Source organism: Filimonas zeae (assembly GCF_014641615.1).
GTDB lineage: Bacteria > Bacteroidota > Bacteroidia > Chitinophagales > Chitinophagaceae > Filimonas > Filimonas zeae.
The window spans coordinates 36,522-59,181 of the sequence record NZ_BMIB01000010.1 but is presented as its reverse complement, the minus strand read 5'-3'; the positions used below and the strand labels follow the sequence as shown (position 1 = coordinate 59,181).

Here is a 22,660-nt window from a genome sequence, read left to right as displayed (position 1 = left end):
CATACAAGCACAAATGGCGATTATCTTTGAACAACGATATCTATAAATACAACCTCACTGACACAGTTTACTGAATAGACCCCCAGAAATATTTCCAACCAAAACAGAAAACTTTCCAATGGAGATAGAAAGACTATTTATTGAGGCGTACAGTAATACGCCTGTCACGTATCACTCCCGGCAGGTGGCAAGCGCTGCACCTACGCCGGTAACCAAAAGAGGCCGCCTCCTGAATAAAGGAAGCGGCCTCTTCTTATATTGTACACGCAGCTTATCGTATGTTCAGCTTATGTGCTTCCTTAATATCCTCGCCCTGAATATTTACCACGTAAAAAGCAGATGGTAACTGCCCTATCGAATAAGGGAATATGTTCATTCCGGGATTTAATTGCTCCTGGCGGTACAGCACCCGCTGCCCTGCTTCGGTGTACATTACAATAGATGCTTTCTGAGAAATCTCTGAATAGATACGCACCTGCATGGTATTTCTGCTACTGGTCCAAACGCGTACCTTACCAGCGCCAGGCAGTACGGTTAGTTTGCCGTTTACATACTCAAAAGTGTAATTAGGTGCTGCTGCGCCCGATGGTATAATATCATAAGTGCCCACCATAGATGCTGCGTTAGCGCTGGTTTGTAAAACCAAAGGACTGGTAAGTTTAGTACTGTCGTCGCCAGACATAAAACCGGTAAAGTAAGCAGTAAACTCCGGATTGGTTTGCCCCTGGGCGCGCTCTTTATCGTTAGCGGTTACCGTTACTACGGCGGGTTTAATAGAAAAGTCAGCAGGTGTAAACCCGGCAATAAAGTAATTCTGCCCGCTCAACGTTCCCTGCTGTATTTTATAAGTACCTACATTTTCGCCCGCTTCTCTGGATAAAGTGCCTGTTAACACGTCGGTACCAATTAAGCCGGTTGTTTTATACGTCAATACCCCATCTTCCGCACCATATAATTTACTACCCCCATCTGCCATTACTGCTACGCCGGTTTTGGCAATGGTACCAATATCACCTGTAGCTACCGCTGGCGATAATACATAATTGGTAGCATCTGCGCCCGAAAGCACCACACCTTCTGCCGTTACCTTTTTATTGGTGCCCACATGTATATCTTCAAACTTGCCGGTTGCAGGTGTATTAATGGTTACTTTTTCGCTACCTATTACACCGGTAAGCGAATAGTTAGCAGGCAGCAGTGCAGCAGTATTGTTACCATCGTACACTTTGGCAACTGCCGGCACAGCCAGTAACAACACTTTTAGTGAGCGGGGGGTAATTTCACCCGCAAGGGTAGCATTATCTGCAAACAGTTTGTAATTGCCTTTGGAGGCCCCGCTCAGTACAAAATCAGACAGGTTTACTGTTTTATTCCTGCCTACCGTGCTGGTACTGTAATAACCTTTACAGGCAACAGTTACATCATCACCCGGTATAGCGCCCGCCAGCTGATAGTTGGCAGGAGCCAGTGCAGCTGTGTTGGTACCATCATACTCCTTGGTTACAGCCGGTGAAGAGTTTAGCGCCAGTGTTACATCTTTTACGGTTATATCACCAACGGTAGTGGCTGTGGTGGCAGCAAGGGTATAATTATCTGCTGCAATACCTGCCCCCGTAAAACCGGTAACATTTATTTTTTTGCCTGTACCCACATTCGCGTTTTCGTAGGCCGCGCTGCCGGTTAGCAGCAGCGTATCGCCATTAACAAGGCCGGTAACAATATAATGGTCTTTAACCAGCGTGGCGGTGGTATTACCATCATACACTTTGCGTATGGCAGGTAAAGCACTTATAGCTACTGTTATATTTCTTTTGGTAACGGTAAGCTTACCTTCCTGCACGGTAATAACATAGCTCAGGTTTTCATCGTGTGTAGCAGTGAGCGGGTAGGTGCCTACCGGCGAACCTACGGTAGCCGTAGTAGCAACTTTCAGATTTTCTATTACATCACCATTAATTAAACCTTCATAGCTTACAGTAAACACCGGGTTGGCATTACCATAAGGCCTGGTTTTATCGTCTACTTTAATAGTAAGCGCTTTGGGCGATACGGGAAAGCTGTAATACACGGTTGCCGGGCCATAATAGTTATCACCCGGCTGTGATGCTTCCAGCATTACAGAACCGGCACCGGTAAGCGTTATCTTATTGCCATCAATTACGGCAGGGCCTGAGTTTACTATTACTTTAACTGGCAGCCCTGCGCTGGAAGTGGCAGTTATGTTAAAAGGCGCGTCTCCATACGCATGCTCAGGTATGGCATCAATCACAATTACCTGCCGCATTCTATCCACCACCAGTGTATAGGTTCTTATGGTGGTTACGGGCATACCGTTGATAGAAGATTCATCGGTAACTTTTACAGAAAACGTATAGCTGCCGGGGCTGGAAGTAGCGCCGGATATAGTACCATTAGAAGCCAGGGTTATACCCGGAGGTAACGCGCCTCCTATCAGTTCAAACGTATAACCCGGTGTACCATCTTTTGCCACCAGTGTTTCACTAAACGGTTCCTGATATACTGCATGCTGTAATGTATCTGGCGTAACGGTAAGAAATGGCCCTACGGTATACGTTTGCTGGGCAATGGTATCATTTTTCAGATAAAAGTGCATATCCGGATAGCCGGTGTTAAAGTATCCCAGTGTTTGTGCAGGAAAATCATCTACCCCACAATTATTGCAGTACTGCAGCTGCATAAAGGAGATGTATTTATTAATACGCGTAGGTACATCCTGATAATAACTTCCGTTTTCAATAAATACATCCAGCACATAAGGTGTGCCTGCACTAAGCCATCGTATAGCAGGCAGTGGCGTATAGTTATAAGCACCTGCCGAGCCACCTACCTGCACTCTTTCTAGCTGATCGCGTGTGGAATAATCAAACAGTGTTACAGTATTGGTGGTAGAGGTAGGTATTCTTTTGCCCAGGCCCGCAACCAGCATGTTTTTTAAAGGCGTAAAGCTAAACCCTCTGTGTACTTTACCCACGGAGGTGCCGGGGTTACTGCTGGTGGTAGAGTCGGTAGTTGAATAAGGGCCGTAAAAGGTTTTAAGTGTAGAACCCACTGTAGCAGATTTGTTACCATAAAACATATAGAACGTAGTGGTGGTGTTAGGCACCATTACATCTAACTTAACCCATATTCTGGTGGTGGTGGTATTTATACCACTTTCAATATAATACGGATACAATACAGAGCCGGTTTGGTCTTTACCAAAACGGAGGTCGCTGCCATCCGCTTTCAGCTGTTTTGCATCAATGAGGCCCTTGGTATTTACAATAATCATCTGCTGAAAATCGTACGTACGCATCAGTGCCTTGTTGGTAATTCTTATAGGGGCCAGATAGCTCCATCCCGGCAGCTGTGCAGCCACACGTTCAGCAATACTGCCCACTGCCAGCAATAAAGCCAGCAACAGCATTCTGTACTGTATTCCTTTTTGTGTTGTTAAAGAAGATAATCCCATTGCCATATCAGTTCTTTAAGGATGTTTTCCAGGTTTACGTTAATCCTTTGCTATATAATACAATAAACTAAACCTAAGGGTATTGGATAACGGGTTACGTGTAACGCCACCACCCGATGGTACCAGGTACGAAAAGTTTAAGCCAAATACATAATAGTTCATGCCCACACCGGCAGTAAAATAACTGCGCTTGCCCATGCCTCTGCTATCGCTGTAATAACCTGCCCTGAAAGCATACAATCTGTTATATACATATTCAGTACCCAGCGAGAAAGCCCAGGCATCGTTACCTAAAGAAGAAACCCAGCTGGAAGCTACGCCCTGCGTATTGTATTTAACAAATGCAGCCGAATCTGCTTCTACCGGCAGTTCGGGCACCAGCAGTTTATTCACTTCTGCATGCAGGGCCAGTTTATGCTGATCGTTAAACACCCAGGTATATCCTGCGCCCAGGCCCAGGTTAGCGGGCAGGTAACTTTTTTGTGTAGCATCGTTGGTATACCCTATTTTGCCACCCAGGTTGGTAAGGGCCAGGCCCGCCTGCCAGCCTTTGCCGGTTATTTCACTTCTGCTGTAGAAGATACCTACATCGCCCGCTACTGCAGAGCCTGCTTTGTATAAACCACCGGTAACAGAATTACTGCCAGCGAGGTTGGAATAAATATAGCGCAGCGCTACCCCTACAGATAAGTCTTTATTCAGTTTGCGGCTGTAACCAGCATCAAACCCCAGCTCGCTGGACCGTTGCATACCCAGATCATTACCCTCCGCATCAGAAATTTCAATATTGCCCAGGTTAAAAAAACGAAGCGAGGCAGAGAAAGCCTGCTCATCGTCAGGCTTATAATAGCCGGCCATAGCGGCCATGTATACATCTTTCAACCCCAGATCGCGCAGCCACGAGGTATAGGTAGCACTAAGGCCGCCTTTATCGTGTACAAAAGCGTATTTGGCTACGTTGTAAAACTGCGAGTTGGCATTGGGGGAGGTAGACACAGCAGCTTCCCCCATTCCGCCGGCACGTGCATCGGGCGAAATGCGTAAAAATGGTACAGCAGTGCTTACCATATTTATATTTTCCGAGGTTTGGCTAAAACACCTGCCTGCCAATAGTGCAAACACTACTGCCAGGCAAACTTTCTGCACTTTCATTTTCATCAACGCATTATTATATTAATGAGTCCAGGGGGGTCAGGGTTGCTTCATCCAGTCTGTATAAGTCATTTCAAATTTCAGCTCCTTGCCATGCATTCCCACTTCCTTCCAGCCTGCCTTGCGGTAAAAGCCGGCAGCCCTTGTTCCGGGGGCTGTACCCAACCACACAGTCTCGTTTGTTTTTGAAAAATACCAATCCAGCATCAGCCGGTGTAGTTCCCGTCCAATACCTCTGCCTTCAAACTCAGGCCGCAGAAACAAAGCCCATATATTGTGTTGTTGTAAGTCTGCTATTGCAAACCCCACAATATGGCCTTCCACTTCACAAACCCAGCCTTTTCCACGTATAGTAATAAACTCCTCACAGTCTTTGTCGGTAACCAAAGCCGGGTCAGATAAAGTGTTTTCTTTTACAGTATGTCTCACAATCTGCATCTCTGTAATGTCTGCAGTTGTAGCTTCTCTGAAAATCATGTTTTTCCGGTACTGAATTCAAAGCATGAAAGTAGAACATTTTGCAGCAGCCGTATCCCCCTTGAATATCCCCCTCCTGTGATAAGGAGTTTTAATTTGTATCACTTATAATAAGTGATACTTTAGCTCCGTAACCAGTTATTATGCAACATTTTCTATTCAAAGGTGGTACTGCATTACGCGTAATTCTGCTGCTGTTATGCGTTTGCAGCGGACTTACTTTTCTGCAGGCACAATATAACTTCAATAAAGTTGAAAAGTGGCTATCAGACAACTCCCATGAATTAGGGGGTCGCACCATTCTGGTAATCGCTAAAAACGGGCACATTGTATATACCAAAGCGGTAAACAGCATGAACCTGAGACAAAAAACCATTAACCGGCTGGTAGCCCGCCGCACCGGCAAAGAAGCCGACCTGAGCGATTATACCCCTGCCACCCGGCAAATGATAGCCAGCTGCAGCAAATGGCTGAGTGCTGCGCTGGTAATGACGTTTATAGAGCAAGGCAAACTACAGGAAACCGATACCGTAGGGCGTTTTTTACCAGTACTATCACGCGCGGGTAAAGGCAACATTACCATCAGCCAGTGCCTCAGCCACCTTACCGGTATACAATCGGCCCCGCTGCGCAAAAGTCTGCAGGAAATGCAGGGGGTAAAAAGTATGGACGAAGCCATAGAAAAAATAGCCGCCCTGCCTATGGAGGGCGAGCCTGGCAAAGTTTTTCATTACAGCAATACCGGCCTGCAGATTGCAGGGGCGGTTATAGAGAAAATAAGTGGCAAAAGCTTTGAAACCCTTTTTGCGGAGCGCATAGCCCGGCCGCTGAATATGAAGAATACCGATTTTGGTAAGGGTGCAGTAGCGCTGCCTGCCGGTGGTGCCGGCAGTACACCGGAAGACTACATGAACTTTTTGATAATGCTGCAAAACAAAGGCAGCTTTAACGGCAAAAGAATACTGAGCGAAAAGAGCATAAATGCCATGCAGGTAAACCGCATTACCCAGGAAGTGAAAATAGCCTACTCCCCTACGGAAGCGGGTAATTTTGGATACGGCTATGGCGAATGGGTAATGGAAACATCTGCCACCACCAAACAGAGCAAAGTGGTTACCAGCCCCGGATTGTTTGGCAGCTATCCGTGGATAGATAATGAGCAACAGTACTGTGCTTTTTTAATGGCTTTTTACCTGAAAAGCGAAGGCAGACAAAACCGGCATGTAACCCTTAAACAACTGGTAAGCGAAGCGCTACAATAACCATTTATGCCTGCACTGATTATTACCCTTTGTATAGATGCAGAAAGCCAGCAGTTTTTTAACGCGCTGCGCGCTAAACACTTTCCTGCACATGCCAATTACCTGGATGCGCATGTTACCCTGTTTCACCGCCTGCCTGTGCAGCAACCGGTTATAGAGCAGGGCTTGCCCGGCTTTGCACAACGCAGCCCCATGGTAATTGATGTTACCGGTATAAGCCACGCAGGTAACTGGGTAGCTTATGCCCTGCAAAGCGAGGCTTTGCAGCAACTGCACCTGAACATGCAGCAGTTATTTAGCCCCTGGCTTACGCGGCAGGATGCTAAAATATTAAAGCCCCACATAACCGTTCAGAATAAAGTAACTGCCTGGAAGGCACAAAAGCTACACCAGCAATTAGTGGAACAGTTTATACCTTTTCAGCTACAGGCAACCGGCCTGCAAACCTGGTTATACCAGAAGGGGCCATGGAAAGCCTTGCACCACTATCCGTTTACTACGGGTGCCTAGCTGGCCCTTTTACCATGCAGCAGTTTATTCACCGCATCTTCAAAAGAACCGGCACGGGTTACCTCACCGGAGTTTACAAAAAATATCTCGTCCGCATTTTCAATGGTATTGAGGCGGTGGGCTATTATGATGCGGGTAGTGGTAGCTGGTAAACGTTTTAATATCTCTTCCAGCAACTGTTCTGTAACCGTATCAATATTGGCAGTAGCCTCATCCAGTATCAGCACTTCCGGTTTACGCAGCACAGCACGTATAAAAGCTATCAGTTGTTTTTGCCCCAGGCTTATACCATCGCTGCCAGAGGTTACTTTTGTATCCAGCCCGCTTTCAAATAATGTAAGGAGGTTTTGCAAACCCGCCTCCTGTATTACCTGCTCCAGCTGCTCATTGGTATATGCCCGATAGGCTTCATTGCCATACACAATATTCTCCTTCACCGTACCGGTAAACAAAAACGGCTCCTGTAATATAAATCCAATCTTTTGCGCACGCTCTCCGGCCGTATAACTACGTATATCCCGGCCATTCAGCAACACCGTACCACTTACAGGATCGTACAAACGGGCAATGAGTGAGGCAGTGGTGGTTTTACCACCACCAGTAGGGCCTACAAAAGCATAGGTTTTTCCCTTATGCAATTGCATAGATATATTATGCAGTATTTCTTTACCGGCCACATAGCCAAAGTGTACCTGCTGCAACTCCACCACAGCATCAGAAGCAACTGCGGGTTGCGGGGCCACAACGGGCATATCTGAATCCAGCGCCAGCATTACCGATATCCTGTCCCACCCTGCCAGCGCTACCTGAAAGCTGGTCCATAATGAGGCCAGCTGACGCAAAGGGTTATAAAAGTTTACAGAATAAGCCATATAACTTACCAGCAGCCCTATAGAAAACTCCCCTACGCTAATCAGATGTATGCCATACAGCAACACAATCAATTGCGCCAGGCTGGATAACATAGTATATACCGGCAGAAAAATATTATTGGCCAGCCCCGCTGCCCTTGCAGTAGTATAATTGGCCTGATTGGCAGCCTGAAAACGCTGGCGGAAATAATCGCGCCGGTTAAAGGCTATGATAACTTTAAAGTTGCTGAGGCTTTCCTGTATTTCCGCACTCATGCCGCCTACGCTGTTCATATTGGCGGCATTCTTCTTTTTAACCCAGGGCGATACTACTCTGGTAAACAGTATAATAACCACAGCAGGCAGCAACGCAGCCAGCCCCAGCTTTGTATTCAGCACCAGTAAAAAAATACCCGCACCCAGCATGGTAGCAATGCTGCCTATAAACTGCGTGAGCGATTGAGAGAAAAACGTATTGAGCTTCTCCGTATCGTTATTCACCCGCGAAATAAGATCGCCCGCTTTATTGGCATTAAAAAAGGCTACCGGTAATACCTGTAGTTTATTAAAAATACTATTGCGTAAGGTAAACAGCATACGCTGCCCTACCCCGCCCATTAACCGGGTTTGGTAATAACTGGTAAACAACGAAACCAGATACATGCCCAGCAGTATACCCGCAACCATCAGCACCCCACTGTATTGCTTATTCACCACATACTTATCAATAGCATAGCCAATTAAAAATGGCCCCAGCAGGTTTAGGCCTGCATTTACCAGCATGGTTGCCAGCGCCAGTAACAGGTTACGCCTTTCGTGCGCAATCAGCTGCAACAGGCTTTTTAATGCTGCATAAGTAGAGGCTTTCGGTTTTTGCTGTACCAGCTGGTTAAGATTGTAATTCATAATTGCTGGTACTTTGTTGTGATTGAAATAGCTGTACGTATTCGGGGCTTGACTGCATCAGCGTTTCGTGGGTACCGGATGCAATCAGCTCCCCCTGCATCAACAGCATAATTTTATCATACTGCTCCACAGTAGCAATTTTCTGTGTAACAGATATCAGCGTTAGCTGCGGATAGCTGATTTGTATGTTCTGTAATATCTTTTTCTCTGTGGCTGCATCTACCCTTGCCGTAAAATCGTCCAGCAGTAATATGGCCGGGTTTATTGCCAATGCACGGGCCAGCATAATGCGCTGTTTTTGTCCACCGGATAAGCTGGAACCACGTTCTGATACAATCGTATTCAGCTCTTCCGGCAATCCTTCCACAAAATCTCTCAGTTCTGCCGTGGCAATGGCTTTGTTCATGGCTTCTTCAGTAACAGCTGCGTTAAAAGCTATATTTTCCCGGATGCTCATGTTGAAAATAATACTGTCCTGAAACACAAACCCAACCTGGCTGTGAAAGGCTTCGCGGTTATAGGCATCTATAGCAGCACCATCAAACAACACCTGCCCTGCAACAGGTTTAATAAGCCCGGTGAGTAAATACAACAGCTGCGTTTTGCCAGCAGCAGTGGGGCCAATAATGGCTGTTCTGGTACCTGCTGCCACTGCAAACGAAATATCTTTTAATACCGGTGTTTGACCGTATAATACCTGTATGCCCTCTACCCTGATATCTCCGTTTAAAGGCCCTGCAAGCGTGCCACTATCGGGCGTTTCAGGCGCCTCCAGCACGCTGCGTATACGGTCGTAAGAAGCAGTAGCCTGCGCAATTACATTGCTCATAAAACCAATAACCAGTATAGGGAAAATAAGCATGGCCAGGTAGCTGTTAAACGCGGCAAGATTACCCAGCGACATGCTGCCGGTAATTACAAAATGCCCGCCCAGCGCCAGTATAATTAATGCCGCCATGCTGGCCGTAAAAGTTATTACGGGTATCAACCCCGCAAACAGGTTGAGTATAGATAAACCAAAATCGCGCGCTTTGGTACTCGCTTCCAGAAACTTGATGTACTCACTCTGTTGCGAGTTAACCACACGTATAATAGCTGCACCTAATATGCTTTCATTAATCACCTTATTTAGCCAGTCTATTACCGCCCGGCTTTGAATAAACAGTGTTCTTACCTTACGCAGCACTACAAAAAATGTTATACCTATAACAGGTATAATGGTAACCACACACAAAGCCAGTTTCCAGTTAATGGCAAACAACAGTATGCTGGCTCCTATAATAATACACAGGGAAGACACTACTGCCACCAGCGCCTGCGATATAAACATTTTAATAGCATCTATATCAACCGTAAGGTTGGTAAGCAGTTTTGCGGGGTTGGCCTGCTCTACAAAAGCGTAAGACTGGCGGGATATTTTATCCGATAGCCGGGTACGTAAATCTCTTGCCACCCTTTCTGAGGCATTGGTTTGTATAACGCTCTGCAACCAGCTGAATAAGAATATAACCACCACGGCCACCAGAAACTCCGTTAACACCGGCTGGTAAGCAAAAGTACCTGTGTTAAAAGCATCTATACTGCGGGCGATAATCTGTGGTAGAATTAAGGTGATGGCATTACCCAGCAGGGTGAAAAGCAGCAATACCAGCACCAGCCCTTTATACGGTTTTAGCAGGCTTGTTATTCCCGGCTTTTTTGCAGCGGGTGCCTTTTTCCGGCTATCGTTCATATACAATCTTCAATTCGGCACTAAATGTAGGCACATTTGCCAATCTGCCACAGTTTATTCGCCTAACCCAAACACAAAGGCCGGAGAAATGCGGGGTACGCAGTTTCCGGCCTTTGTTAACAATTATGTACTGTATGTATTATTTTACTTTGCGCTTATAGCTGAATACCTCATTATCACGCTTGCGTTTGTATACCAGTGAGTCCGCAGTCAGTTTTTTCAGTTCACTCACACTCACCACCTTTTCATCCATCAGCAAAGTCAGCTTTTTGCCCTTCAGCTTATAATTAAAACGCAGGGTATCGCTTTCCTCTTCAGTACTCATCAGCAAAAACAGCTTGTTATTTTCTTCAATGGTAACGTTGGGCGCATCATCCGGCGCTATGGTTAACCACTCGCCCGATAATAATTTTCTATCGCCGATATTTCTGGAAGAACTACAGCTGAATACCACAGCGGCTAAAACCATTACACCAACCAACCTGAGCAACATTTTCATGAGATAGCTATTTAGGTATGGTCAAAAGTAAAGCTAATTTGGCCCCGGGTAAAGCCGGCCACCCCGCTTATATAAGGGATGCACCCCGCCTATGAAGGACGTTTAACAAACTCTTTCCCCCTTTCATCCACATAAAAACGCATTCCGTTGGCAGAAACCATAAAAAACACATTCCCATTCACCTCTGCAATATCATCAATGCTTTCGTAGTCGTGCTTAAACACCAGTTCGCCTGTTTTGCCGCTTTTTACGTTTACGCCTTTCTCTTCTTTTACCAGGGTGTAGCGGTTATTGTTCACCGCTTCAAAAGCAGCCATCGCTTTTTCGGTACGCGCTTCCGGTGCCAGTTCTGCATCAGCAGACTGTTCGGGGGTGTACACGGTAAATTTGTTATTCAGGTAATAAAAAGCACCATCATTATACATAAAAGCAATGCCTTTGTCGCCGGCAAAACGGGTGTATTCAAAACTGGCCGCTGTAAGGGGGGTACCTGTTTTTCTGTCGGCCCATCCCCAGCTATCCCCATCTGTATAAGGTACCAGATCGTACAGGTTTTTGCCTTTTACGCCTTTAAACAGTTCCAGCAACTTTTTATAGTTCCCTCTTATATCGGCCATCAAAGGTTTCCAGGCGCGGGTGGTCCGGAGGCTGTCAAAAGCGTTATCATCCTGCAGGCGCAGGGTATCCAGCCAACCTTTTTTTACACTTTCGCGCAAATGGTTCATGGCCAGCACCGGCTGGTGCGTAAGGGCAGCGCAGGCAGCACCATAATAATAATCGGTGGCCGTTACGTGCTCTTTAAAAGCGGCTGCCTGCTTAAATACGGTAAGGGCAGAATCGTATTTCATATCACCATATAAAACCAGCATACGGGTAATGGCGGAGTAATAATCAAGAGGCGTTTCTTCAGCTTCAGTCTGGGCGGTGGCACCCAGTAATATAAACAGGCTTACTGCTATTAGTGTAAATCGTTGGGTCATAACGGGGTTGAATTCTAAAGTTGCAATTTAGGCGCTTTTCAGTTATACACACCTGCATAATATAAGGGGTTGGCCGAAAAAAAATCCTTCCCGGGCATACGTATATTTCTTTTGATGCTACTCTTTTATAATATAAGAGAGAAAACTACTGAAATAAACAATGAACGCCTGCATGTTACATACAGATATTACGTTACTGCTTAACACTATGGAACTCCGGTACCAACAGGCCATTAAAAGCAATGAACCCTTTTCTGTACTGAAAAAACACTATTCAGAACTGAAACAGGTAAGGCAGGCTGCTGCCGGTAAAACGATTTTACAATCTGCCCCCGCTAATTCCTAACACTACCGTTACAACACCCAGGCGTTTGCGGAATTGAAACGCCCTGCCCTTCAGCTCATCCCTTTCTGCTATAATGGCGAAGTGGTAGCAAATCCTAACCATATATATCCCACCCCTAAGATGGAATTTATGCATTTTGGGCATGAACCACACTTGTGTACCGGACGTTATATAAGCCAGGTAACAGTGCCCGAACTGGTAGCAGCGCTGTTACGACTGCCCAACCTGCAAAGAGCACCCGGAAAGGCAGGAAAAATACAATATGAAGAGGTTGTGTTTCCGAAAAGCTTATGTTTGACATAACGCTAATCAATGCAAAGCCTAAAATATACAGCTATGGCAAAATGTAGTTTCGATTTAAATTTTTCAGAAGAAGCAGCTGCGCTGGTGCAGAAGTTTCAAAGCCGCATTACCACTGCAGGCGGCACATTTACCGGTAACGATGGCAATGGTGTATTTACGGTTAAAACGCCTGTAGGTGCAGTGGAAGGTAATTATACCGTGGCAGGCAATGTTATTACTATCAATATTGTAGATAAACCCATGTTTCTGGGTTGCGATATGATAGAAGGTTTTATCCGGAAGGAATTACAATAGCCACCGGCATTCCTGCTGGTGGCCGTTTATTTTAAATAATGTCTATCAGCAGGAATATACCTAAATGAAAAGCGAATGAAATGCTTACACAAACAGCCGCCTGCCAGTAACGAACTTTAGGGGCATCTGCATTCAGCTTCTCTCTTATCAGTTCTGTACCCGCTATTTTATCCCCTATACGTCTGTGTACATTTTCGTAAGAAAACAGCAGCTCAAACGGCAGCAGTAAACAAAACACGTTGCGCACAAAACACTGCAACGGAGAAGCCGCATTGCCCGTATTTACATCAATTACTTTTAAACGAAACTTGCGTTTGGCAAAACTCTGGCCATTCAGGCTGTCTTTACAAAAAAACAGAGAGCTGCCAAACAATACCAGGTAAGTAAGCTTTTTATAATTCTCCGGATCGAAATGCACCCTGCTTAAAGGCTCAATAATCGCATATACAATAAGGGGAATACCAAACAAAACAGTGATGCAACACATCAGAAAATGATCAACCAGCATTGCCTTTAATCTTACTGCCGTAGGGATGGATCGGTAGGTCATTCAGGGTGAGATTTGAAGATGAAAAATTACTACATCCTGCGCTTTCGCAACACCCGTTTTACCCCCCTTGGATTAAGGACGTTAATAACCTGCTTATTACACTCTAACTTATTCACTATAAGCGCGCAGCAGTAATATACCCCTGCTTGTAATAACGGTCCAGCAGGGCCTCTGCCATCTGGGTATTATGCTGTTGAATGGCTCTGTAATAAGGGGCTATTATTTTATGCGTGGCAGTGCCTGCATATTGCTTTTCCAGCCAGTTGCAGGCGGCAGAAAACCAGGCAGCATCGGTTCTGTTTATAATCAGTTCCGACAGTAATACACGTTGCTCCTCTTTAATAGTATTACGCAGTAAAGTGCCCGTATACCGTTCGTTAAATTTTTCGCGCCATACCAGGCCGTCAATCATTTTTTCCGGCGCCGGCTTTATCATTATGCGCTGCCGGTAGCGTTCTGCATTCTCCCGGCTTTTCTGGTTCATATATTCCGTCATTTCAGCAGTAACAAAACGCGAAAAGCGGGCAACCGCAAAATTCCAGTTCCGTTCCACCGTAAGCACGTCGTTAATAAGTACCACCCGGTAGCCGTTTTCCTGCAGCTGATCATTAAACTGTTTTAATGCTCCTGTAGCTTCTACCTGTGTACCGTACTCATCTAACGCCACCAGCCTGGCATACAAAGCAGTATCCTGCCGCACCAGACGGGTAAGCCGCTGCGCATGAAACTGCCAGCAGCCTTCAAACAGCATAAAGGCAGCGTCACAGCTATCTTTACGCGCGCTAAAAAACAATTTCCGGTATTGTGCAGTAGCTGTGGATACCGATTTTACGTTTGTGGTATCCACTGCAGAAATAAATAAGGCGTATTGTTCAATACCCTCACCTGCCTGCGAAGTTTTGCGGCGGGAATCAGCCGTATTACAAGAATAAAAAACTACTGCAAAAAGGCAAACAGCCCGGTATAAGTATTTAAACATAAAGAGTTAGGGTGTAAACCGGCTGCTAAGATCAGTTGCCACCCGTTTTCTATCAAATATTTTTTTTGGGGAAATTTATACTCTGTTTGTTTTTTTGTATTTTTACTAAGCTCCACTATCCTTATAAACAACTTCCAATATTTTATATGAATCAACCCGGACCTTCCGTAAGGGCAGTCTGCGCATTGTATTGTATAAACTAAAACTCTTAGGCTTTTATGAAAAGCGCTTATGAACAGGAACGAGAGCACACAGCCATAAACGATTTGCTGGCCGTACCGCTGGTATGGACTGCTACACCTGAAGACTTTCTGGATCTGGTACATGTATCTACATATGCTGCCAACCCCAACAATCTGCCGCTGACCAGCGCAGAAAAAGCACAGGGTTTGAAACCTGCTACGGTAGATAACATGGCCCGTGCTTTTATGGAAGTAATTGATGTAAATCTGGCCCCTTATAAAGATTTTTCAGACCTGCAAAAACAACGGGCCTGTTACTTCAACACTGCTATGCCCTCCCCTGCTACCGCTGATATTGCTGATAACTGCCTGCCCGCATCTGTTATACATATGCCCCGGCATCCGGCTACCGAAGAAACCTTGCTTCAATGGGCCGATGCTTTTATCAGCAAAACAGCACGCTATATCCGTTTTGATAATATTCTGTTCAGTAAAATTGTATTAGCCATGAAGCTGGGCTAACCAGCGCAAACCGAAGCCTTATGATAACGATTCAAAGCCATGAACGCCGCCTTTTGCTTGACCAAACAATTGCCCAACCCTACCAATGGCGTGGTAGCCCGCAGGACTTTCTGGGCCTGGTGTTAACCACCACTTTTGCCGCTAACAGATTTGATATGCCTTTAACATTGGCCGACCGATGTAAGGGTATGGTAAGTGCCACTGCAGATAATATTGCAGCTGCGTTTCTGGAATATATGACGGTAGATATGTACCCCTTTAAAAATTTTCAGGATCTGCAAAAACGCGCCAGACCATCGGGCGATATGATACGCAAAGGCCTGGAAGTAATACATATAGTAATGGAAGATGCCGCCATTCACAAGCTACTGTCTAACACAGGCGTTACTTTTCACCACTATACTTTTGTTGAATCGCCCGCCGAGTTATGGGCAGAGGCGTTTATTATTAAAGCATCAGAAAAAATAAAATTTAACGATGCTTATTACAGTATGCGGGTACTGGCTTTAAAGCTGGCGTAACATCGATGGAATTCCTCTGAAAAATGTGACATTTTATTTCTGCAATTGTTAAGTAATATATCACGCAATCCGTTATTTTTACCTGAGTAACAGTGATTGTTTCAGCTTAACAAAAGACAGGCTGTTACTACCAAATCAGCTTTTCAGAGAAATTTCCCGGCTATATGAACAATCAGCTGACTGATAAAGATTTGTGGAACAGGGTTCGATCGGAAAACGATGCTTCAGCTTTTACAGAACTGTATAACAGGTACTGGAAAATACTGCTTGAAATAGCCTGGCGTAAAACCAGAAACTGGGATGATGCGCAGGATATTATGCAGGATGTGTTTGTAAGCTTATGGAAAAGCAGACACCGTATTGAAATTCAATCCACTACTATAAAAAATTATCTGGGTACTGCTATCCGGTACATGATTTATGCCCGGTTAAAAGAGGGCCGTAAAATTACCTGGGTAGAAGATATTACTGTTATTGATGCCCCGCATACCTCTGCCGATTGCCCGGAAGCAGTGTACGATTACCGCACGCTGCTTAAAAATGTAACAGCTGCACAAAACGAACTGCCCCACAAAGGGCAACTTATTTTTAAGCTGCACCGGGAAGAGGGATTGAAAATTAAAGAGATAGCCAGTGCTTTAGAAATTTCGCCCCTTACGGTAAAAACACATTTACAAAGAGCCATTGCCAGTCTACGCAAAAACATACAGCCATTGCTACTGTTTATCTTTCCCTTTTTCTAAAAAAATAAAAAAATTTACGCTCCTTGTACTCCCTTTTTTCTTTTTTCTACTCTATATAATCAGAAGGAATGATAACCGTACCGGAACATATATTACAGGCACAGGATAACTACCTGAAGGGTATTGCCACAGAAGCAGAAAAAGAACAGCTGGAACAATGGTTTCAGCAAAACGATGCTACTGTACTGGCAGTTTTCTCTCCCCATCCGCAGCAGGAAGCGCTTACACGCAGTGAAAACTTTACTGCTATCAGTCGTCAGTTGCAATTGCCCGCTACGTCCCCTTCTGTTTCTATTAAACGCAACATGTGGCCTGCCGCCGGCATAGCAGCAGCATTAATACTGCTGGTAAGCTCTGCAGGTATTTACTATTATACAAAAAACAACACCGGTAAAACAGGCAACACCGCTACGGCAGGTATTACAGATACTACTGTAACACCCGGCAGCAGCAAGGCAACACTTACCCTGTTTAACGGTAATACTATTGTACTGGATGCTGAGAAAACTGCATTGATTGCACAGGAAAACCAGGCATTTATCCATTTGTCGCAAACGGGATTACTTACTATAAAAAAACGGGATACCCGAATTGGAATCGCTGATGCTACATTAAACACTTTAACCGTTCCCAACGGGGGGGAATTTAAAATGGAGCTGCCTGATGGCAGCTCCGTTCGGTTAAATGCCGGTTCATGGCTCAGATTTCCAACAGCTTTTACCGGCGCCACCCGCGAGGTGGAGCTGGAAGGAGAAGCTTACTTTGATATTGCCACCAATAAAAGCCAGCCTTTTCAGGTAAAAGCAGGTGGTGCAAATGTTACGGTGCTGGGCACCCGCTTTACTATCAGTGCCTATAAAGCTGAACCACAGGTTACTACGCTGTTGAGCGGCCGCGTAAAAGTGCAGGCAAACGGCAGTGCAACTGATGCCGGCAAAACACTACAGCCCGGCCAGCAGGCTACCCTACAACCCAACGGACAGATACACGTAGCAGAGGTGGACACCACAGATGCTGCAGGCTGGACCAATAATATGTTTGTTTTTAATGAGTTACCGGTTAATGCAGCGCTTGCACAACTGGCACGTTGGTATAACTTAACCGTAACATATAAAAAAGGGATTCCCGATATTGTATTAAACGGCAGTTTTCCACGCAACCAAAGCCTTGCTGAAACGCTGGAAGTACTCAAAAAGCTGAATGTACATTTTACTATAGAAAACAGGAAGATGGTGGTTATGCCGCTGTAGCAACACCATTTATCTGATTTTCAATATCATATCCAATTATTCTACTGAATGCCCCGGGGCATAGTTTACTACCCGGCAACCGCATGCCATACTACCTGAACCACCTTTCAGGTTTTACTGTGGCACCTATGCATTGTACCTGCCCCACAGGGTAATAACCGTTATAAAATAAAATAGTAAATCCTTAGCGGGTAATACCCTTTTTTGCACTTATCTTACTACAGGTAAAGGCAAAAAATGCTGGTTATATACCGCGCGCCTTAACCAAATATTCCGGATATGAGATTGACCGTACTCCTGATTATTCTTGCCGTACTGGGCATGCGTTTGCCATGTTATGCCCAACCCCGGGTTACCCTTCAGGTAAAAAACATGCCTGTAAAGGACTTTCTTACCCTGCTTAAAAAAGAAACCGGTGTACCCTTTATTTATAACATGGCATCACTTAAACACTCCCGGCCTGTAACACTGAATGTTAAAGATGCTCCGTTAAAACAGGTACTGGATATGGCGTTAAAACAACCCTATCTGGATTACGAACTGGAAAGCGGGTACATTATTATCCGGGATAAAAATGTGCCCCATAACCTTCAGAATGAACCGCAGCCCGATACGGCACAAACTATACAAGGCCAGGTTACAGACGAACAGGGGGCGCCCGTAATGGCAACCGTTTACGTAAAAGGCACCGCCCGGTATGTTACCACTAACGACCAGGGGCGTTTTACACTACCCGATATTAAGGAGCAGGATGTATTGCAGGTAACCGGCATTCACATATTAGCGCGCGAAGTAAGACCGGGCAAAAGAAATGAACTTACCATTGTAACACAGTTAAAAGTAACCGAACTGGATTCCGTTAGCGTAAGTTTTAAAACCGGCTATCAATACATACCTAAAGAAAGGGTAACAGGCTCTTATGTACATGTAGATAACAAACTACTTAACCGCACCGCTACCACTGATATTTTAAACAGAATACAAGGACTTGCCAGTGGTGTGGAAGTACTGAGCAGTGCAGACGACTTTGGCAGCAGAAATACCTATATTTCCATCAGAGGCGTAAGCACCATCAGCGCTAACTCAGCCCCGCTGATTATATTCGACAACTTCCCTTTCGATGGCGATCTTAAATCCATCAACCCCAACGATATCGAAGATATTACCATATTAAAAGATGCTGCTGCTGCTTCTATATGGGGGGCACGTTCCGGTAATGGTGTAATTGTTATTACCTCTAAAAAAGGGCGCTTAAACCAACCCACGCGTGTATCTTTTACCAGCAATTTAACCGTGGCTGGCAGGCCCAACATGCACCTTATGCCCTCCTTAACCCCGGAAGATTATATAAACCTGGAAGCCTTTTTATATCAGCAAGGCTATTACCAGGCACTTATAGATAACCCTGCCATGCCTGCCCTTACCCCGGCAGTAGAAACGTTTTTGCAGGCCGCGGCAGGTACCATTACCAGCCAGGATTCTGCCCGTATTATCAACAATTTAAAAACAACCGATGCACGGGATCAGTATAATCAATACCTGTATCAACGCTCTGTTACACAGCAGTATTCTGTAGGCATTAGCGGGGGCAGCACTAACCAGCATTATTTTATGTCGGTAGGCTACGATAAAAACATGGGCAGCCGTGTTAATAATAATTATAACCGCATTACAGTAGATGGCAATAATACCTTTCTACTGCTAAAAAACCGGCTTACCATTAATAGCAGTATCTGGTATGCACACGCAAACAGCCAGGGTAACACAGATAACGTACAGCTTCAATACCCATACATGCGCCTGGCAGATGAAAATGGCAATGCCCTGCCAGTGGCCCAGTTACGCCAGGCATACCTGGATACAATAGGTAGTGGCAAACTGCTGAACTGGCAGTATTATCCACTAAACGAACTGCAATACAAAGACAATAACAATGTTACTAAAACACTTCGCCTGGGAATAGATGCAAAGTATAAGGTAATACCAGGTATAGATTTTTCTGTTAAATATCTTTATGAAAACGGCAACAGAAGTACCGATGTATACCGGCCTGAACAAAGCTATTTTACACGCAACCTCATCAACACTTATTCATCCATTAATTACGCTACCGGCCAGGTAACTTATGCTATACCGCGTGGCGGCATTTTAGAGTACAATTACCAGAACTATAACGCGCACAACGTTCGCGGGCAACTGGGATTTAATTTTGCAACCACTGCCGGCCATCAGCTAAGCGCCATTGCGGGTGCAGAAATAAGAGAAACCAGAACAAACGGCATAGCAGACGTTGTTTTTGGCTACGACAAAAGCCTTGGTACCAATACTCCGGTGGATCTTATAAACACTTATGCTACACTGCCCTCCGGTATTTATCAGAACGTTAGCACCCAACGCAACATTACCGGGCTTGCAGAAAAAAATGTATCTATATATGCCAATGCCGCCTATACCATTCAGGGCAAATACGCCCTCAGCGCCAGCGTACGAAAAGATGGCTCTAACCAATTTGGTGTTACTACCAATAATAAATGGAGCCCCTTATGGTCAGCAGGCTTTAGCTGGGAAGTAAGTAAAGAAAAATTTTATAGCATTAACTGGCTACCCTACCTCAAAGCCCGTGGCACATTTGGTTACCAGGGCAATGTAGACAAATCTGTTGCCGCGCTGCTTACCACCTTTTACAGGGGCCTTAACAGATGGCAGCAGCCAACTGTAGCCATAAACAACGTACCCAACCCTGATTTGCGTTGGGAAAACACCAGCATGGCCAACTTTGGTATAGACTTTTCTTCTGCCCGCAACATTATTTCAGGCAGTGTTGAATACTATGTAAAAAGAGGAAAAGACTTAATGGGCACCGATTACCTGCCCCCCTCTTCCGGACAATCCTCTTACAAAACCAACGTAGCCAACCTGAAAGGATCAGGTTGGGATATAGTAGTAAATACCCGCAATATCACTGGAAAAATAAGCTGGTCAACCCTGTTTCAATTCAGCTATAACACAGATACAATAAGCAGCTATCAAAACCAGACAAACACGCTGATACCTTTTTTAGGCGGCGAAAGGGCCATGGAAGGCTACCCGGTAATATCTTATTTCGCATTGGAGTTTGCAGGTCTGGATGGTAAAACAGGCGATCCGCTGGGCATATTAAATGGCGAAAAATCCAATAACTATAATCAGCTACTCAACTCAGGCAAAATAAGTGATCTTAAGTACATGGGCCGGTATCGTGCGCCGTATTTTGGCAATATTATTAACACAGTTACTATAGCAGGCCTGGAGTTTTCCTTCAATATCGTATATAAGCTGGGGCATGTGTTTAAAAGGCCCGCTATCAACTACAGTACCCTGGTTAATAAAGGCAACCTGGGACATGGCGAATATGCAAACCGCTGGCAGCATGCCGGCGATGAAGCACATACCAACGTACCTTCTTTTGCGTACCCGTTAAATATTAACCGCGATATGTTTTATCAATACTCTTCTGTATTGAAAGAAAAGGCCGATCTGATAAGGCTACAGGACATAAGGCTTAGTTACAGCTTTTCACAAAAAGCTATTTCGTCTGTTTTTCAACAACTGAACATATATGTAATAGCCAGCAACATGGGGCTGTTGTGGACTGCCAACAAAGCGGGGCTTGACCCTGAATATCTGGCAACACAAGCATTTACCCGGCCTCCCAAACAATTTTCTTTTGGTATAAAAGCTACCTTTTAAACCTGCCATATGAAACAGCTACTCGTACTTATCTTTATACTCATCACAGGCACTTCGTGCAAAAAATACCTGGAAGAAAAGCCGGATATTAAGCTGGCAGTACCCGGAAGCATTGATGAATATCAGCAGATACTTGATGCCAGTACCATGATTACTGCCATATCACCCGCCAGCCTGGGAACTATTGCAGCAGATGAATTTTATATTACCGATCAAACTTTTAATGCACAAACCGCAGATATAAGAAATGAATATACCTGGCAAAAAGACCCTTTTCAGGGCATCATTATCCCTGAATGGACAAAGTACCAGTATATATATACCGCCAATGTAGCGCTGGAAGGGGTAAGCAATATTACCGCTGCCAACGCAAGGGAAGAAGAAGCAAAGAACCGGGTAGCAGGTCACGCTCTTTTTATACGTGCTTATTTACATTACCACCTGGAAGAAATTTTTGGCAAGCCTTATAAGCCTGCCAGCGCCGCCACAGATGCAGGTATACCCTTACGGCTGAACGCCCTGTTATCGGAACGTACACCACGCAGCACCGTAAAACAGGTGTTTGAGCAGATTATAAGCGATCTTAACCAGGCAGCTGCACTTTTGCCTGCCACCGCTTTAACCAGAAACCGCCCCTCGCAGCAGGCTTGCTATGCCATGTTATCCAGGATATACCTTACCATGCAAAACTATGAGCAGGCGAAAGCTTTTGCAGACGCTGCCTTACATATAAACGCCACCCTGTACGATTATAATAACCTTACCATAACCGGTACAGCGCGTGCTTTTGCTGCTTTTGCCGCCCCTAATGATTTTGTAGAAGTACTGTACGCCGCCACCCAGCAGCATTACAACCTGCTTACGGGAAGCACGCTTATTGTTGATTCTACTTTATATAAATCTTACGCAACAAACGATATACGCAAAACGGCCTTTTTTGCCCGAAATGCCTCTGCCGGCACTTATTATTACAGAGGACAATACAGCGGCCTCTCTGCTATAGGCAATGGCCCTTTTACAGATGAAATGTATTTAAACAGAGCTGAGTGCCTGGTAAGGTTAAATAATACAGAAGCTGCCATGAAAGACATGGATAGCCTGCTTATTAAACGCCATACCCGGAATACTTATATACCGTATAAACCCGCTACCCAGGCAGAAGCACTGCGCTATGTATTGGCCGAACGCAAAAAAGAACTGGCACTGAGAGGCCTGCGGTGGGCAGATTTAAGACGCCTGAACCAGGAAACAACACAGGCCGTTACGCTACGGCGGGTGGTAGCGGGCAGGGAGTACTTACTGCTGCCTAACAGCAATAACTATACATACCCTATACCGCAGGAAGAACTACAACACAACCCCCTACCCCAGAACGAGAGAGATTAAATACCAGCGTACCG

The 22,660-nt window shown here is 45.2% G+C and carries 19 protein-coding genes; 10 read left to right on the top strand and 9 right to left on the bottom strand.

All coding sequences use genetic code 11. The features are described from left to right. Positions 1–271 precede the first annotated feature (271 nt). From IEY13_RS29960 to IEY13_RS29950, 3 genes are read right to left on the bottom strand one after another with little or no spacing between them, the layout of a single operon-like run. The gene (locus IEY13_RS29960) at positions 272–3,478 is read right to left on the bottom strand and encodes a DUF2341 domain-containing protein (protein ID WP_188959462.1); all 3,207 of its coding nucleotides are present in this window, start codon (positions 3,476–3,478) and stop codon (positions 272–274) included. 33 nt (positions 3,479–3,511) lie between these two features. Next, positions 3,512–4,630 carry a type IX secretion system outer membrane channel protein PorV gene (gene porV / locus IEY13_RS29955; protein WP_188959461.1) on the bottom strand — a complete coding sequence of 373 codons (1,119 nt, stop codon included), beginning with the start codon at positions 4,628–4,630 and terminating at the stop codon, positions 3,512–3,514. Between the two features lie 33 nt (positions 4,631–4,663). Then, positions 4,664–5,101, bottom strand: coding sequence for a GNAT family N-acetyltransferase (locus IEY13_RS29950; protein WP_188959460.1), 438 nt, complete (start codon positions 5,099–5,101; stop codon positions 4,664–4,666). Positions 5,102–5,244: 143 nt separating this feature from the next. Here IEY13_RS29950 and IEY13_RS29945 point away from each other — a divergent pair, with 143 nt between their 5' ends. Both IEY13_RS29945 and IEY13_RS29940 read left to right on the top strand, forming a co-directional pair. Next, complete coding sequence (locus IEY13_RS29945; protein WP_188959459.1) at positions 5,245–6,363, top strand: serine hydrolase domain-containing protein; 1,119 nt, start codon at positions 5,245–5,247, stop codon at positions 6,361–6,363. Between the two features lie 6 nt (positions 6,364–6,369). After that, positions 6,370–6,873 (top strand): 2'-5' RNA ligase family protein, encoded by a 504-nt coding sequence (locus tag IEY13_RS29940; RefSeq protein WP_188959458.1) that lies wholly within the window; start codon positions 6,370–6,372, stop codon positions 6,871–6,873. Here IEY13_RS29940 and IEY13_RS29935 read toward each other — a convergent pair. The 4 genes from IEY13_RS29935 to IEY13_RS29920 all read right to left on the bottom strand — a co-directional run bounded on the left by IEY13_RS29935 (position 6,870) and on the right by IEY13_RS29920 (position 11,841). Continuing rightward, a complete protein-coding gene (locus tag IEY13_RS29935; RefSeq protein ID WP_188959457.1) occupies positions 6,870–8,630 on the bottom strand; it encodes an ABC transporter ATP-binding protein in 1,761 nt (586 codons plus the stop codon). The two genes, IEY13_RS29940 and IEY13_RS29935, sit on opposite strands and share 4 nt — an antisense overlap. Next, positions 8,614–10,362 (bottom strand): ABC transporter ATP-binding protein, encoded by a 1,749-nt coding sequence (locus IEY13_RS29930; protein ID WP_188959456.1) that lies wholly within the window; start codon positions 10,360–10,362, stop codon positions 8,614–8,616. The genes IEY13_RS29935 and IEY13_RS29930 overlap by 17 nt, the downstream gene beginning before the upstream one ends. A 139-nt stretch (positions 10,363–10,501) precedes the next feature. After that, positions 10,502–10,861 (bottom strand): hypothetical protein, encoded by a 360-nt coding sequence (locus IEY13_RS29925; RefSeq protein WP_188959455.1) that lies wholly within the window; start codon positions 10,859–10,861, stop codon positions 10,502–10,504. Positions 10,862–10,950: 89 nt separating this feature from the next. Then, a complete protein-coding gene (locus IEY13_RS29920; RefSeq protein ID WP_188959454.1) occupies positions 10,951–11,841 on the bottom strand; it encodes a hypothetical protein in 891 nt (296 codons plus the stop codon). 172 nt (positions 11,842–12,013) lie between these two features. Here IEY13_RS29920 and IEY13_RS29915 point away from each other — a divergent pair, with 172 nt between their 5' ends. Further along, a complete protein-coding gene (locus IEY13_RS29915; RefSeq protein WP_188959453.1) occupies positions 12,014–12,187 on the top strand; it encodes a hypothetical protein in 174 nt (57 codons plus the stop codon). 336 nt (positions 12,188–12,523) lie between these two features. After that, the gene (locus IEY13_RS29910) at positions 12,524–12,784 is read left to right on the top strand and encodes a hypothetical protein (protein ID WP_188959452.1); all 261 of its coding nucleotides are present in this window, start codon (positions 12,524–12,526) and stop codon (positions 12,782–12,784) included. A gap of 31 nt (positions 12,785–12,815) precedes the next feature. On the opposite strand, the gene IEY13_RS29905 is transcribed toward IEY13_RS29910, so the two are convergent. Then, on the bottom strand, positions 12,816–13,334 hold the full coding sequence (locus IEY13_RS29905; RefSeq protein WP_188959451.1) for an RDD family protein: 519 nt from the start codon (positions 13,332–13,334) through the stop codon (positions 12,816–12,818). A gap of 115 nt (positions 13,335–13,449) precedes the next feature. Beyond that, positions 13,450–14,313, bottom strand: coding sequence for a hypothetical protein (locus IEY13_RS29900; protein ID WP_188959450.1), 864 nt, complete (start codon positions 14,311–14,313; stop codon positions 13,450–13,452). A gap of 218 nt (positions 14,314–14,531) precedes the next feature. Between IEY13_RS29900 and IEY13_RS29895 the strand changes: the two genes are divergently transcribed. The 6 genes from IEY13_RS29895 to IEY13_RS29870 all read left to right on the top strand — a co-directional run bounded on the left by IEY13_RS29895 (position 14,532) and on the right by IEY13_RS29870 (position 22,646). After that, positions 14,532–15,017 (top strand): hypothetical protein, encoded by a 486-nt coding sequence (locus IEY13_RS29895; protein WP_188959449.1) that lies wholly within the window; start codon positions 14,532–14,534, stop codon positions 15,015–15,017. 20 nt (positions 15,018–15,037) lie between these two features. Continuing rightward, a complete protein-coding gene (locus tag IEY13_RS29890) occupies positions 15,038–15,538 on the top strand; it encodes a hypothetical protein (RefSeq protein ID WP_188959448.1) in 501 nt (166 codons plus the stop codon). Positions 15,539–15,702: 164 nt separating this feature from the next. Next, positions 15,703–16,281 (top strand): RNA polymerase sigma factor, encoded by a 579-nt coding sequence (locus IEY13_RS29885; protein ID WP_188959447.1) that lies wholly within the window; start codon positions 15,703–15,705, stop codon positions 16,279–16,281. A 68-nt stretch (positions 16,282–16,349) separates the two neighbouring features. Then, positions 16,350–17,531 carry a FecR family protein gene (locus IEY13_RS29880; protein WP_188959446.1) on the top strand — a complete coding sequence of 394 codons (1,182 nt, stop codon included), beginning with the start codon at positions 16,350–16,352 and terminating at the stop codon, positions 17,529–17,531. Between the two features lie 279 nt (positions 17,532–17,810). After that, the gene (locus tag IEY13_RS29875) at positions 17,811–21,260 is read left to right on the top strand and encodes a SusC/RagA family TonB-linked outer membrane protein (protein ID WP_188959445.1); all 3,450 of its coding nucleotides are present in this window, start codon (positions 17,811–17,813) and stop codon (positions 21,258–21,260) included. A gap of 9 nt (positions 21,261–21,269) precedes the next feature. Continuing rightward, complete coding sequence (locus IEY13_RS29870) at positions 21,270–22,646, top strand: RagB/SusD family nutrient uptake outer membrane protein (protein WP_188959444.1); 1,377 nt, start codon at positions 21,270–21,272, stop codon at positions 22,644–22,646. Positions 22,647–22,660 lie beyond the last annotated feature (14 nt).

What these genes read in the sequence shown, in the direction of transcription:
- IEY13_RS29960 (WP_188959462.1), bottom strand. Translation starts at nt 3,478, where the DNA reads ATGGCAATGGGATTATCTTCTTTAACAACACAAAAAGGAATACAGTAC.
- porV (WP_188959461.1), bottom strand. Translation starts at nt 4,630, where the DNA reads ATGAAAATGAAAGTGCAGAAAGTTTGCCTGGCAGTAGTGTTTGCACTA.
- IEY13_RS29950 (WP_188959460.1), bottom strand. Translation starts at nt 5,101, where the DNA reads ATGATTTTCAGAGAAGCTACAACTGCAGACATTACAGAGATGCAGATT.
- IEY13_RS29945 (WP_188959459.1), top strand. Translation starts at nt 5,245, where the DNA reads ATGCAACATTTTCTATTCAAAGGTGGTACTGCATTACGCGTAATTCTG.
- IEY13_RS29940 (WP_188959458.1), top strand. Translation starts at nt 6,370, where the DNA reads ATGCCTGCACTGATTATTACCCTTTGTATAGATGCAGAAAGCCAGCAG.
- IEY13_RS29935 (WP_188959457.1), bottom strand. Translation starts at nt 8,630, where the DNA reads ATGAATTACAATCTTAACCAGCTGGTACAGCAAAAACCGAAAGCCTCT.
- IEY13_RS29930 (WP_188959456.1), bottom strand. Translation starts at nt 10,362, where the DNA reads ATGAACGATAGCCGGAAAAAGGCACCCGCTGCAAAAAAGCCGGGAATA.
- IEY13_RS29925 (WP_188959455.1), bottom strand. Translation starts at nt 10,861, where the DNA reads ATGAAAATGTTGCTCAGGTTGGTTGGTGTAATGGTTTTAGCCGCTGTG.
- IEY13_RS29920 (WP_188959454.1), bottom strand. Translation starts at nt 11,841, where the DNA reads ATGACCCAACGATTTACACTAATAGCAGTAAGCCTGTTTATATTACTG.
- IEY13_RS29915 (WP_188959453.1), top strand. Translation starts at nt 12,014, where the DNA reads ATGTTACATACAGATATTACGTTACTGCTTAACACTATGGAACTCCGG.
- IEY13_RS29910 (WP_188959452.1), top strand. Translation starts at nt 12,524, where the DNA reads ATGGCAAAATGTAGTTTCGATTTAAATTTTTCAGAAGAAGCAGCTGCG.
- IEY13_RS29905 (WP_188959451.1), bottom strand. Translation starts at nt 13,334, where the DNA reads ATGACCTACCGATCCATCCCTACGGCAGTAAGATTAAAGGCAATGCTG.
- IEY13_RS29900 (WP_188959450.1), bottom strand. Translation starts at nt 14,313, where the DNA reads ATGTTTAAATACTTATACCGGGCTGTTTGCCTTTTTGCAGTAGTTTTT.
- IEY13_RS29895 (WP_188959449.1), top strand. Translation starts at nt 14,532, where the DNA reads ATGAAAAGCGCTTATGAACAGGAACGAGAGCACACAGCCATAAACGAT.
- IEY13_RS29890 (WP_188959448.1), top strand. Translation starts at nt 15,038, where the DNA reads ATGATAACGATTCAAAGCCATGAACGCCGCCTTTTGCTTGACCAAACA.
- IEY13_RS29885 (WP_188959447.1), top strand. Translation starts at nt 15,703, where the DNA reads ATGAACAATCAGCTGACTGATAAAGATTTGTGGAACAGGGTTCGATCG.
- IEY13_RS29880 (WP_188959446.1), top strand. Translation starts at nt 16,350, where the DNA reads ATGATAACCGTACCGGAACATATATTACAGGCACAGGATAACTACCTG.
- IEY13_RS29875 (WP_188959445.1), top strand. Translation starts at nt 17,811, where the DNA reads ATGAGATTGACCGTACTCCTGATTATTCTTGCCGTACTGGGCATGCGT.
- IEY13_RS29870 (WP_188959444.1), top strand. Translation starts at nt 21,270, where the DNA reads ATGAAACAGCTACTCGTACTTATCTTTATACTCATCACAGGCACTTCG.